Source organism: Comamonas antarctica (assembly GCF_013363755.1).
Classification (GTDB): Bacteria; Pseudomonadota; Gammaproteobacteria; order Burkholderiales; family Burkholderiaceae_C; genus Comamonas; species Comamonas antarctica.
Genome location: NZ_CP054841.1, coordinates 518245 through 530455 on the forward strand (window position 1 = coordinate 518245; position 12211 = coordinate 530455).

Sequence of the window (12211 nt, forward strand, 5' to 3'; positions counted from 1 at the left end):
CCGACGCCTGCGACCAGCGCCTGCATTCAGCATCGCAATTTTCCACACAGGAGTTCGCCATGGCCGTCAAAACCGTCGCAGATCTTTTTCTCCACGAACTTTCGGACACCTACAGCGCGGAAAAGCAGATGACGCGCTCGCTGCCGAAAATGGCGCGCGCCGCGGCCGACGCGCAGCTCGCGCAGGCCTTTCTCGACCATCTCGAAGAAACGCGCGGCCAGGTGGAGCGCATCGACGAGATCGTCGAGCTGCTCAACCTCAAGCTCAAGCGCATCAAGTGCGCCGCCATGGAAGGCCTGGTGGAGGAAGGCAAGGACTTGATCGAGGAGATCGACAAGGGGCCGGTGCTTGACGTCGCGCTGATCGGCGCCGCCCAGAAGGTCGAGCACTACGAGATCGCCAGCTACACCACCTTGATCACGCTGGCCGGCAAGCTCGGCTATGACGCCGCGCTGCCGCTGCTGCAGGCCTCGCTGGCCGAAGAGAAGGCCACCGACGAAAAGCTCGGCAAGCTGGGCCAGGCCGCGGCCATCGAAGATGCCGCCCTGGTGGGCCAGAAGAAGTAAGCCGGCCTGCGGCGACCCGCAGCGCGCAGGCGCGAGACGCTGGCCGCAAAGGCCGGCGGCACAAGCCGGCGGGCTGCGCGCCGGCAATGGGAAATCCCGGGGGGGCGGCCGGCCGGCGCCTGTGCGACAGTCGACTGCGCCCACCAGCCGTCATCATCCAGATGGCGCGCTGTGGACCGGGCGCGGCCAAGGAGTTTGCCGATGCAGCAGCGCAAGTTGGGGTCCTCGGGTCCGGTCACTTCGGCGATCGGACTGGGATGCATGGGAATGAGCGAGTTCTACGGCGACAGCGATGACGCGGCCTCGCTGCGCACGCTGGCGCGCGCGCTGGAGCTGGGCGTGTCGCTGTTCGACACCGCCGACACCTATGGCCTCGGCCGCAACGAGGCGCTGCTGGGACGCTTCATTGCCGAGGGCGGCGCCGCGCGGCGCGCGCAGATGGTGCTGGCCACCAAGTTCGGCATCGTGCGCGCCGAAGGCAGCTACGAGCGGCGCATCGACAACTCGCCGGCCTATCTCCGCCACGCCTGCGAGGATTCGCTGCGCCGGCTCGGCGTCGAGCAGATCGATCTCTACTACTGCCACCGCCGCGACCCCGCGGTGCCGATCGAGGAGGTGGTGGGCGTGCTGGGCGAGCTGGTGCGCGCGGGCAAGGTGGGCGCGATCGGCTTGTCCGAGGTCTCCGAGGACACGCTGCGGCGCGCGCACGCGGTGCACCCGGTGGCCGCGCTGCAAAGCGAGCTGTCGCTGTGGAGCCGCGCGCCCGAGAACGGCATGCTCGCGGCCTGCGCCGAGCTGGGCACGGCCTTTGTCGCCTACAGCCCGCTGGGGCGCGCGTTTCTGACCGGCACGCTGCAGGTCGAGCAGCTCGCGGGCAACGATTTCCGCCGCAACAATCCGCGCTTCACGGGCGCGGCGGGCGAAAGCAACCGCCAGCTGGTCGCGGCGCTCGCCGAGTTCGCGGCCGCGCGCGGCATCACCAGTTCCCAGGTCGCGCTGGCCTGGCTGCTGTGCAAGTACCCGCAGGTGATCCCGATTCCGGGCACGCGGCGCATTGCCTGGCTTGAAAGCAATGTCGCCGCCGTGGACGTGCAGCTGGCGCCACAGGAGCTGGCGCAGCTCGATGCGCTGTTCGACCCCGGGCGCGTGGCCGGCGCGCGCTATCCCGATGCGGGGTTTGTCGGCATGGAAACGCGCTGAGTCCAGGCGTGGCTTAGAATCCATGCTGGGTGGGGCGCCATGGGGGTGCCTCAGGGAATCGCGCAGGTCGGGCCGCCGCGCGGCTTCATTACGCCCGCATGTTTTCTTTCCCCATTGAATCGGTGGCGGCAGCTGTCTTTGCCGCAGCCCTGCTCCACACCTTCTGCGCCAAGCAGTTCGAGCGCCTTTCCCACCGTTTTCCGCGCCATGCGGGCCTGTTCCACCTGCTCGGCGAGGTCGAGGTGGTCTTTGGCTTCTGGGCCATCGTGCTGATCGGCTTGCTGGCCCTGGGCCAGGGCGGCGGCGCGGCCGTGCAGTATGCGGAGTCGCGCAACTACACCGAGCCGCTGTTTGTGTTCGTGGTGATGGTGATGGCCGCCGCCCGGCCGGTGCTGGTGACGGTGATGACGCTGGTCAACAGGCTGGCGCGCTGGCTGCCGCTGCCAACGCCGCTGGCCGCCGCCTGGCTCGGCCTGGCCGGCGTGCCCCTGCTGGGCTCGCTGATCACCGAGCCTGCGGCCATGACGCTGGCCGCGCTGATGCTGGCGCCGCAGATCTTCCGGCGCCAGGTGCCCGAGGCGCTCAAATACCTGGCCCTGGGCGTGCTGTTCGTGAATGTCTCGATTGGCGGCACGCTGACCTCCTATGCCGCGCCGCCGGTGCTGATGGTGGCCGCCACCTGGCAGTGGGACAGCGCCTTCATGTTCGCCACCTTTGGCTGGAAGGCCGCGCTGGCGGTGCTGGTCAACGCCACGCTCGCGACCTGGGTGCTGCGCCGGCACCTGCGCGCGGGATTGCCGGGCAAGGACGCATTGCCCGAGGAAGCGCATGTGCCGTGGCCGGTGGTGGCCGTGCACCTGGCGCTGCTCGCCGCGGTCGTGGCGCTCGCGCACCATCCGGTGCTGTTTCTCGGCCTGTTCCTGATGTTCCTGGGCTTCACCCAGGCCTACGCGCGCCACCAGAGCCCGCTGATCCTCAAGGAAGCCCTGCTGGTGGGTTTCTTCCTGGCGGGGCTGGTGGTGCTGGGCGGCATGCAGCAATGGTGGCTGCAGCCCATTGTCTCGGGGCTCGAGCCGCTGGCGCTGTTTGTCGGCGCGATCGGGCTCACGGCCATCACCGACAACGCCGCGCTGACCTATCTGGGCTCGCTGATCATCGGCATCCCGGACCAGTCCAAGTACCTGCTGGTGGCCGGCGCGGTCGCGGGCGGCGGCCTCACCGTGATTGCCAACGCCCCGAATCCGGCGGGCGTGGCCTTGCTCAAGCGCGGGTTTGCCGATGAAACCGTGGGCGCGGTGGGCTTGCTGCTCGGAGCGCTCGGGCCGACGGCGGTGGCCGCGGCGGCGTTCCTGTGGCTCTGAGCGGCGCGGCAAATTTTTAGCGGCTAAAAATTTCCGCCGCGCCGCGGCCCGCTCTGCCTCACAGCTTGGTGCGCACGTAATAGCGCTGCGGCAGGCCCCAGGCAATGATGATGCAGCTCACCACCAGCGCCGCGGCCAGCGCATACAGGCCCATCGAGGCGCTGCCGGTCACATCCTTGACCTTGCCGACCATATACGGGCTGATCAGGCCGCCGAGCTGGCCGATCGAGTTGATCAGCGCAATCCCCGCCGCCGCCGCCATGCCGGTGAGGAAGCGCTGCGGAAACACCCAGAACAGGCCGATGGCCGAGATCACGCCGGTCGCGGCAATCGTCAGCCCGACCAGCAAGGCCGTGGTGTGCGCGCTGTACATGCCGCAGATGAAGTAGCCGATGCCTCCGGCCAGGGCGGTGAGCGCGAGGTGCCAGCGGCGCTCGCCGGTACGGTCGGAATTGCGGCCCAGCAGGATCATCACCACGCCGGCCACCAGATACGGGATGGCGGAGATCAGGCCGATGGCGAAGGTGTCCTGCGTGCCCGCGGTCTTGATCAGCTGCGGCATCCAGAACACCAGGCCGTAGATGCCGCCGGCCAGGCACATGTAGATCAGCGACAGCGTATAGGTGGCCGGCTCGCGCAGCGCGGCGGCGAAGTTGTGCGTGTCGGCTTCCTTGGCATCGCGCTCGACCAGGCCGCTCCAGAACTTCCTGTCGCCGGCGCTGAGCCATTTGGCGTGCGCGATCTCGTCGTCGAGATGGAACCAGACGATGATGCCGAGGATGATCGAGGGAATGCCTTCGAGCAGGAACAGCCACTGCCAGCCATGCAGGCCCATCGCACCGTCGGTGAACTTCATGATGCCGCCCGAGATCGGCCCGCCGATCACGCCGCAAAACGCAATGCCGGACATGAAGATGGTGTTGATGCGGCCCCGGCGCTGGGCGGGAAACCACTTGGTGAAGTAGTACAGCGCGCCCGGCACGAAGCCGGCCTCGAGCGCACCCACCAGGAAGCGGATGAAGTAAAAGCCCATCTCGCTGGTGACGAACATGGTGCAGGCCGAGGCAATGCCCCAGGTGACCATGATGCGCATGATCCAGACCCGGGCGCCGACCCGGCGCAGGATCATGTTGCTCGGCACCTCGAACAGGAAGTAGCCGATGAAGAAGATGCTCGCGCCCAGCCCGTAGACCGCGTCCGAGAACCCGAGCTCGCTTTGCATCTGCAGCTTGGCGAAGCTGATGTTCACGCGGTCGAGGTAAGCCATCACCCAGCAGATCACCAGCAAGGGAATGAAGCGCCAGAAGACCTTGGTGTAGATCTGCTTCTCGCGCGATGCCTCCCCGATGTCCAACCCACTCTCCATGTGCAGTGCAGTGCTCATGCTTGTCTCCTTTTATTGGTATGCGGCGCCGCGCTGCGGCGGCGCCGTGGTGGCGTGGCTGGCGCCTCAGTAGGTGGCGCGCCCGCCGGACAGATCGAACACCGCGCCGGTGGTGAACGAGTTCTCGGCGCTCACCAGCCAGCCGACCAGCGAGGCGATCTCGTCGACCTGCACGAAGCGCCCGCGCGGGATCTTCGACAGCATGTAGTCGATGTGCTGCTGCGACATCTGGTCGAAGATCCTGGTCTTGGCCGCGGCGGGCGTGATGGCGTTGACGGCGATGTCGTGGCCCGCGGTTTCCTTGCCGATGCTCTTGGTGAGCGCGATCACGCCGGCCTTGGAGGCGCTGTAGGCGCAGGCATTGGGGTTGCCCTCCTTGCCGGCGATCGAGGCCACGTTCACGACCCGGCCATAGCCGTGGTCGAGCATGCCCCTGACCAGCACCTTGTTGACGTTGAAGGTGCCGTTCAGGTTCACCTTGAGCACCTGCTCCCACTCGGCCTCGGAATAGTCCACGGTGGGCGCATTGGCGCCGGCGATGCCGGCGCTGTTGACCAGGATGGAGACCGGCCCCAGCGCGGCCGCGGTCTCGGCCGCGGCCTGTTCCACGCTGGCCAGGTCGGTGATGTCGGCAACCACGGTGTGCACCGCGCCCTGCCCTTGCAGCGCCTGCTGCGCGGCGTGCAGCGCGGCCGGGTCGCGGTCCCAGAGGGCCACGGCGGCGCCGCCCTTGAGCAGGCGCTGCGCCACGCACAGGCCGATGCCCTGGGCACCGCCCGTGACCACGGCCACCTTGCCGGCGAAATCGTATTGGTTCATGGCAATCTCCTCAGGCGGCAACGACGCGTTGCTGTTGCTCGCCCAGGCCGTCGATGCCCAGGCGCATGGTCTGGCCCGCGCGCAGGTAGACCGGCTCGGGCTTGACGCCCATGCCGACTCCGGGCGGCGTGCCGGTGGAGATCACGTCGCCGGGGTACAGCGTCATGAAGTTGCTGAGGTAGGCAATGATTTCAGGCACCTTGAAGATCATCGTGGCGGTGCTGCCGTCCTGGTAGCGCTTGCCGTCGACTTCGAGCCACAGGCGCAGCTGGTGCGGATCGGCAATCTCGTCCTTGCTGACCAGCCACGGGCCCGTGGGGCCGAAGGTATCGCAGCCCTTGCCCTTGTCCCAGGTGCCGCCGCGCTCGATCTGGTAGGCGCGCTCGGAGACATCGTTGACCACGCAGTAGCCCGCGACATGCTCCATGGCCTGGGCTGCGTCGATATACGAAGCGGTCTTGCCGATCACCACGCCCAGCTCGACTTCCCAGTCGGTCTTGACCGAGCCGCGCGGAATGCGCACCTCGTCGTTGGGCCCGACCACGGCCGAAGTCCACTTGTTGAAGACCACCGGCTCCTGCGGAATCGGCATGTTCGATTCGGCGGCGTGGTCGGCGTAGTTCAGGCCGATGCAGATAAACTTGCCGATCCGGCCGACGCACGCGCCCAGGCGCGGCTGGCCCTCGACCAGCGGCAGCGTGGCCAGGTCCGTGGCCTGCAGCTGGGCGAAAGCCGGGCTGGCGAGGAACGGGCCGTCCACGTCGGCGGTCAGGCGGGAAATGTCCCGGATCCGGCCGTCCTGGTCCAGGACTCCGGGCTTCTCGGCACCCTCGGGTCCGTAGCGCAACAATTTCATCAGGCGTCTCCATCAGCTTCATTGGGATGGAACGCAGTTTAGAAGCCGCGCAGGCGGCGGCCGATGCAAAACAGGCCGCGCAGACAACACAATGGAATCTCCAGACAAACCCGATCAGGACAATCCCCAGCTCGCCAGCCTGCATGCGATGGGCGGACGGCTCAAGTTCAAGCAGCTCAAGCTGCTGATCGCCATCGAGGACATGGGCTCGGTGCACCAGGCAGCGGCGCTGCTGCACATGTCACAGCCCGGCGTGAGCAAGGCGCTCAAGGAGATCGAGGAGGCGATGGGCGTGGCGCTGTTCGCGCGCACGCACCAGGGTCTGGTGCCGACCGAGATGGGCTGCTGCGCGATCCGCTATGCGCGGCTGATGCTGTCGAGCCTGTCGCACATGCACCAGGAGCTGCTGAACCTGTCGCGGACCTCGGGACTGCGCATTGCCGTCGGCACCATTGCCGGGGCGCTGGCGGCGGTGCTGGCGAACGCGCTGATTGCCTTCCAGCAGTTGCACCCCGAGGTCACCGTGGAGCTGCAGGAAGGCACCAGCGCCGACCTGCTCGAAGGCCTGCAAAGCGGCCTGCTCGACCTGGCGCTGTGCCGTACCTCGGTCGCCAGGCGCACCGATCTGTTTCACTTCGAATGGCTGCACGACGAGGAAGTCGCGGTGGCCGTGTCGCCCATGCATGCCCTGAGCCGGACCCGCGATGTGCGCTGGCAGCAGGTGGTGCAGTACCCGTGGATCCTGTTTCCCGGCCACATGCCGCTGCGCACGCTGCTCGAGCGCGAAGCCGCGAGCAATGGCGTGGCGCTGGAGTGCACGCCGGTGGAGACCGCCTCGACCTTTGCCACGGCCTTGCTGCTCAACAAGAGCCCGCAAATGGTGGCGCTGATGTCGCTGGAGACGCTGGAGTTCTTCGCGGCGCGCGGCACGGTCGCGCGGCTGGATTTGCGCGTCAACGCCAGCGCCGAGCCCTATGGCATCGTCACGCGCGCCGGCGCCGTGCAGCCGCCCGCCGTGGCGGCGCTCATGGACTGTATTCGCCGGCAGGCGGCGGCAGGACGGAATCCGGCGTGACGACCGGCACGCCGCCGCCCAGCACGCGGTACAGCGTGGCCAGCGCGTTCAGCTGATCAAGCCGGTTCTGCTGCAGCGCCAGTTCGGCGGCGCGGCGGCGCTCCTGGGCATCGAGCCACAGGCGCAGCGCCGAGGCGCCGGTGCGGTAGCGCACTTCATAGAGCCGCTCGGCCTCGCGCGCCGCCGCCAGCTGCAGCGCCAGTTGCTCGCCCTGCTGCGCCTGCTGGCTGCGCGCCGACAGCGCGTTCTCGACATCGGCCAGCGCGGCGTAGAGCGTCTGGCGGAAGTTCACCACCGCTTCGGCGTACTGCGCGCTGGCCAGCTCGCCCGACAGCTGCATTTCGCGCTGGCGCAGGAACGGCAGGTTCAGCCCCGCGCCCAGCGCGGCCACGGGATTCGACAGCAGATTCAGCAGCGCCGTGCTGGAGGTGCCGAGCTGGCCGGTGAGCGTGAGCGACGGGTAGTAGCTCGCGCGCGTGGCGTCGCCGCTCGCAAGAACACTGCGCAGCCGCGCCTCGGCCGCGCGCAGGTCGGGCCGGCGCGCCAGCAGCGCGGCCGGCACGCCCGCGGCCACGGCCGGCAGCGCGCCCTCGGGCAGGTGCTGCGCGGGCTGCGGCAGCAGCCGCACGAGCGTCGCATCGCCCGGCGGCGCATCGAGCAGCACGGCAATCGCATTGCGTGTTTCCACGCGCTGCTGCTCCAGTTGCGCCATCACCGCGCGCTGTCCGGCCACGGTCTGCTCGGCCTCGCGCAGCTCCAGCGCCGACACCGCGCCAGCCGCGTATTGCGCGCGCACCAGCTGCTGCGTGCGCAGCGAATAGGCCAGGCTCTCCTGGCTGCTGGCCAGGCGCAGCTGCAGATAGCCCAGTTGCCAGTACAGCCCGGCGGCCGTGCCAGCCAGGGCCTGGGCCGTGGCTTCAAGGTCCTCGGCGCTGGCGCGCGCCGACCATTCGGCGGCGTCGCGCGTGCGCGCCACGCGGCCCCATAGATCGAGCTCGTAGCTGGCCGCCAGCGTCGCGCCGCTGCTGCGCGCCGTGGCGTTGCCGCTGCCTTCGAGCCGGCGCGAGGCATTGCTGCTCACGCTGCCCGACAGCGTGGGCGCGAGCGCCGTGGCGGCAATGCCGGCCTGCAGCTGCGCCTGGCGCACGCGCCAGGCCGCGGCCCCGAGGTCGTTGTTGCGCGCCAGCGCGGTTTCCACCAACTGGTCCAGCGCCGGGTCGTTGAACTGGCGCCACCAGCGTTCGGGCAGCGCTGTCGCCTGGGCGGGTTGCGGCTGCTGCTGCCAGGCGGCGGGCAGCACGGCGGCCGGTGTCTCGTAAGCCGAATGCGTGCCGGCGCAGCCGGCCAGCAGCAGGGCCAAAGCCATCGGCGCCAGCCGCAGGGCCTCGATTGCAGGGATGCGATTCTTGCTCATCTCGTTCGTCATTCGCGCGCCAGCGCATCGATGGGGTTGAGGCGGGCCGCGCTGCGCGCCGGCAGGAAGCCGAACACCACGCCGATCAGCGTCGAGCAGGCAAACGCCCAGAACATGGAGCTGGTGGAGAACGCCAGCGGCACGGCCGGCACCAGGCTGGTGATCAGCGCCCCCAGTCCCAGCGCGATGCCGATGCCCAGGGCGCCGCCGAGCAGGCACACCAGCACCGCCTCGATCAGGAACTGCTGCTGGATGTCGCCCTGGCGCGCGCCCACGGCCATGCGCACGCCGATCTCGCGCGTGCGCTCGGTCACCGACACCAGCATGATGTTCATCACGCCGATGCCGCCGACCATCAGCGAGATCACCGCGATCGAGGCCACCAGCAGCGTCAGCGTCTGCGTGGTGTTCTCTATGGTCTGGCGGATGCTGTCGGTGTTGAGCACATAGAAGTCCTCGCGGCCGTGGCGCGTCTTGAGCAGCTGGTTGATGCCCTGCTCGGCCGCGGCCATGGGCGCGCTGTCGGACACGCGCACGGTGATGCTGCGCAGGTAGTTCTGCCCGACGATGCGGCCCATGGCCGTGGTGTAGGGCACCCAGACGTTGAGCGCCTCGGAGTTGCCGAAGGCGTTCTCGCTCTTGGCCGCGACGCCGATCACGCGCACCGGCACGCTGCCCAGCAGCAGCACCTCGCCCACCGGGTTGGCCAGGTTCGGGAACAGCTTGGCGCGGGTGTTGTCGTCGATCACCGCGACCTGCTGCAGCTGCTGCACCGCGTCGCGCTCGAACACGCTGCCCTGCGCCAGCTTCACCGCCTTGACGCGGAAGTACTGTTCGCCCACGCCGTTCACCGTGCCGGTGAGCTCCACGTTGCGCCAGCGAAAGCGCGTGGCCGTGCTGACATTGGGCGTGACGCTGTCGACATAGGGCTGGGCGGCGAGCGCCTCGGCGTCGCTGGGCACCAGCGTGCGTACCGCCGCCGCGCGCACGTCGCCGAAGCCCGCGCCCGAGAACACCTCGATGGTGTTGGTGCCGATGGCGCTGATGTCCGACAGCACCTTCTTTTGCGCCCCCGTGCCCAGCGCCACCACCGACACCACCGAGGCGATGCCGATGATGATGCCCAGCATGGTGAGGAAGGTGCGCAGCCGGTGCGCGTTCATCGCCAGCAGCGCCATGTGGAAGGCTTCGCGGAAGCGGTCGCCAAAGGCCGACACGCGCGCCGCCAGGCCGGTGGCCGGGGCGCCCGCGGCGGGCAAGGCGCGCTGGCGGGGCGCGGCGGCATGCTCGCGGCGCGTGTCGCCGACGATCACGCCGTCGCGGATCTCGATCACGCGCTCGGCATGCGCGGCCACGCCCATGTCGTGCGTGACGATGATCACCGTGTGGCCCTCGGCATGCAGCTCCTCGAGGATCTTCATGACCTCGGCGCCCGACTGCGTGTCGAGCGCGCCCGTCGGCTCGTCGGCCAGGATCACGCTGCCGCCGTTCATCAGCGCGCGCGCGATCGACACGCGCTGCTGCTGCCCGCCCGAGAGCTTGCCCGGCGTGTGGTGCATGCGCTCGCCCAGGCCCAGGCGCTCGAGCAGCGCGGCCGAACGCGCATGGCGCTGCGCCCGCGTGCGGCCCGCATATACCGCCGGCACCTCGACATTGCCCTGCGCCGTGAGGTCCGACAGCAGGTGGTAGCGCTGGAAGATGAAGCCGAAGTGCTCGCGCCGCAGCTCGGCCAGCTCGTCGGGCAGGAGTTCGCGCGTCTCGCGCCCGGCAACGCGGTAGCTGCCGCGTGTGGGCGTGTCCAGGCAGCCCAGGATGTTCATCAGCGTCGATTTGCCCGAACCGGACTGGCCGACGATGGCCACCATCTCGCCGGCCTGCACCGTGAGGTCGATGTCCTTGAGCACTGCGAGCATCTGGTCGCCCGCGGGAAACTCGCGCGTCACGCCGCGGATTTCCAGCAGCGCCCCGCCCGAAGCGGCCGTATTCATCTCGGATCGCATGGCCTGCGCTCCCCTCATCGCGGCGGCGGGCCGCCCGGCATGCCGCCGCGCCTGGCCGCGGGCGCGGCCGCGGCGTCGCCCAGCACCACCTGCTCGCCCGCGGCCAGCCCTTCGGTGATCTCGGCCGTGACGTTGTTGTTGAGCCCGACCCTGACCTGGCGCGGCTGGGCGTTGCCCGCGGCGTCGAGCACGCGCAGCGTGGTGCTGCCGTCGGCATGGCGCTCGCCCAGCGCGGCCGATGGTATGGTCACCACCCCCTTGGCCTCGGCACGCACGATGTACACCTGCGCGGTCATCGAGATGCGCAGCTTGCCGTCGGGATTGGGCACGTCGAACAGGCCGTTGTAGTAGACCGCCGTGGCCGTGGCGCTGCTGGCCGCGGTGCTGGCTGCCGTGGTCTCGGTGAGGATCGAGTCCGGCGCGGGCTCGACCGCGCGCAGCGTTGCCGCGTAGCGTTGCTCAGGCTCGCCCAGGATGGTGAAGTAGACCTTCTGGCCGGGCTGGACGCGCACCACATCGGCCTCGGAGATCTGCGCCTTGACGGTCATCGAGTCGACCTTGGCCAGCTTGATGATGGTCGGCGCGGCCTGGTTGGCGTTGACGGTCTGGCCCTCCTGCGTCACCACCGCCACCACCTGGCCGTCCATGGGCGCGACGATGCGCGTATAGCCCAGGTTGACCTTGGCGGTGTCGGCGGCAATTTCCGCCTGGCGCAGCTGCGCCTGCAGCGCGTCGATCTCGGCCAGCGTCGCGCGGTAGGTGGCCTCGGCGCTTTCGAGTTCGGACTGCGGGCCCGCATCGGCCGCGCGCAGCTGCTGCTGGCGCTTGTAGGCCTGCTCCACCTGCGACAGCGAGGCCTGGCGCGCACGCAGGTTGGCGCGCGCCGTGGCGAGCGCGGCCTCGGCGTTGCGCACCGTGTTCTGCTGCGTCATGGAGTCGATTTCGGCGATCAGCTGGCCTTGCTTGACGTTGTCGCCCAGCGCCACCTTCAGCGACTGGATCTGGCCAGACACCTGCGCGCCGACGCTGACCTGCTTGAAGGCCTGCAGCGTGCCGCTGGCCAGCACCGTGTCCTCGAGATCGCCGGTGGCGGCCGGCGCGGAGATGAAACTGCCGGGCGGCTTGGCGGGAAAGAACTGCCACTTGACGAAGGCGGCCGCCGCGGCGGCCAGCACCAGGGCGATGCCGATGCGCTTGGAGGTTTTCTTGGAGATGGGCATGGAGGGTGCGGTTCAAGGGTGGCCCGTGATGCCACGCGACGAAGCCGGTACCGGCAGGCTGCCGGGTCCGAGCGGTTGACCGGATGCATGTCCGGACCTGTCGGCAGTCCGTGGCATGCGGCCTCATGCTGAGGCACTGGGGTGGGGAGCGGGGTGCAGGCAGCGCCTGCACCGGGCTGCAATGATTCTAGGGTAAACCTGGACTGGTCTCGCCCCGGCCTGCGTAAGACGCTGGCGCATGGGCCCCTCGTCTGCGGGCCGATAATGCTTCGATCCGGCCAGGCGCGATCCTGCCTCTCCAACCTATCTGAATGTC

Annotated in this window: 10 protein-coding genes; 4 read left to right on the forward strand and 6 right to left on the reverse strand. The window is 69.1% G+C overall.

Features of this window, described 5'->3' with window-relative positions; all coding sequences use genetic code 11:
• Window positions 1-59: 59 nt before the first annotated feature.
• The 3 genes from HUK68_RS21700 (at window position 60) to HUK68_RS21710 (ending at window position 3127) form a co-directional block, all read left to right on the forward strand.
• Window positions 60-566, forward strand: coding sequence for a YciE/YciF ferroxidase family protein (locus HUK68_RS21700; RefSeq protein ID WP_175506316.1), 507 nt, complete (start codon window positions 60-62; stop codon window positions 564-566).
• A gap of 201 nt (window positions 567-767) precedes the next feature.
• Window positions 768-1766: an aldo/keto reductase gene (locus HUK68_RS21705; protein ID WP_175506317.1), complete on the forward strand. Its 999-nt coding sequence runs from the start codon at window positions 768-770 to the stop codon at window positions 1764-1766.
• 98 nt (window positions 1767-1864) lie between these two features.
• The gene (locus HUK68_RS21710) at window positions 1865-3127 is read left to right on the forward strand and encodes a putative Na+/H+ antiporter (RefSeq protein WP_175506318.1); all 1263 of its coding nucleotides are present in this window, start codon (window positions 1865-1867) and stop codon (window positions 3125-3127) included.
• Window positions 3128-3185: 58 nt separating this feature from the next.
• Here the strand turns inward: HUK68_RS21710 and HUK68_RS21715 are convergent, their stop codons facing one another.
• From HUK68_RS21715 to HUK68_RS21725, 3 genes are all read right to left on the reverse strand, one after another.
• A complete protein-coding gene (locus HUK68_RS21715; protein WP_175506319.1) occupies window positions 3186-4511 on the reverse strand; it encodes an MFS transporter in 1326 nt (441 codons plus the stop codon).
• A gap of 66 nt (window positions 4512-4577) precedes the next feature.
• On the reverse strand, window positions 4578-5330 hold the full coding sequence (locus HUK68_RS21720) for an SDR family NAD(P)-dependent oxidoreductase (protein ID WP_175506320.1): 753 nt from the start codon (window positions 5328-5330) through the stop codon (window positions 4578-4580).
• A gap of 10 nt (window positions 5331-5340) precedes the next feature.
• Window positions 5341-6186 (reverse strand): fumarylacetoacetate hydrolase family protein, encoded by an 846-nt coding sequence (locus tag HUK68_RS21725; RefSeq protein WP_175506321.1) that lies wholly within the window; start codon window positions 6184-6186, stop codon window positions 5341-5343.
• A gap of 91 nt (window positions 6187-6277) precedes the next feature.
• Here HUK68_RS21725 and HUK68_RS21730 point away from each other — a divergent pair, with 91 nt between their 5' ends.
• Window positions 6278-7261: a LysR family transcriptional regulator gene (locus HUK68_RS21730; RefSeq protein WP_175506322.1), complete on the forward strand. Its 984-nt coding sequence runs from the start codon at window positions 6278-6280 to the stop codon at window positions 7259-7261.
• On the opposite strand, the gene HUK68_RS21735 is transcribed toward HUK68_RS21730, so the two are convergent.
• The 3 genes from HUK68_RS21735 to HUK68_RS21745 are packed head-to-tail and all read right to left on the reverse strand — an operon-like array spanning window position 7212 to window position 11895.
• Entirely contained in the window at window positions 7212-8675 is a 1464-nt protein-coding gene (locus HUK68_RS21735; protein WP_175506323.1) for an efflux transporter outer membrane subunit, read from the reverse strand. The genes HUK68_RS21730 and HUK68_RS21735 overlap by 50 nt on opposite strands.
• Window positions 8676-8683: 8 nt before the next feature.
• A complete protein-coding gene (locus HUK68_RS21740; protein WP_434082470.1) occupies window positions 8684-10675 on the reverse strand; it encodes a MacB family efflux pump subunit in 1992 nt (663 codons plus the stop codon).
• A 14-nt stretch (window positions 10676-10689) separates the two neighbouring features.
• On the reverse strand, window positions 10690-11895 hold the full coding sequence (locus tag HUK68_RS21745; protein WP_175506324.1) for an efflux RND transporter periplasmic adaptor subunit: 1206 nt from the start codon (window positions 11893-11895) through the stop codon (window positions 10690-10692).
• Window positions 11896-12211 lie beyond the last annotated feature (316 nt).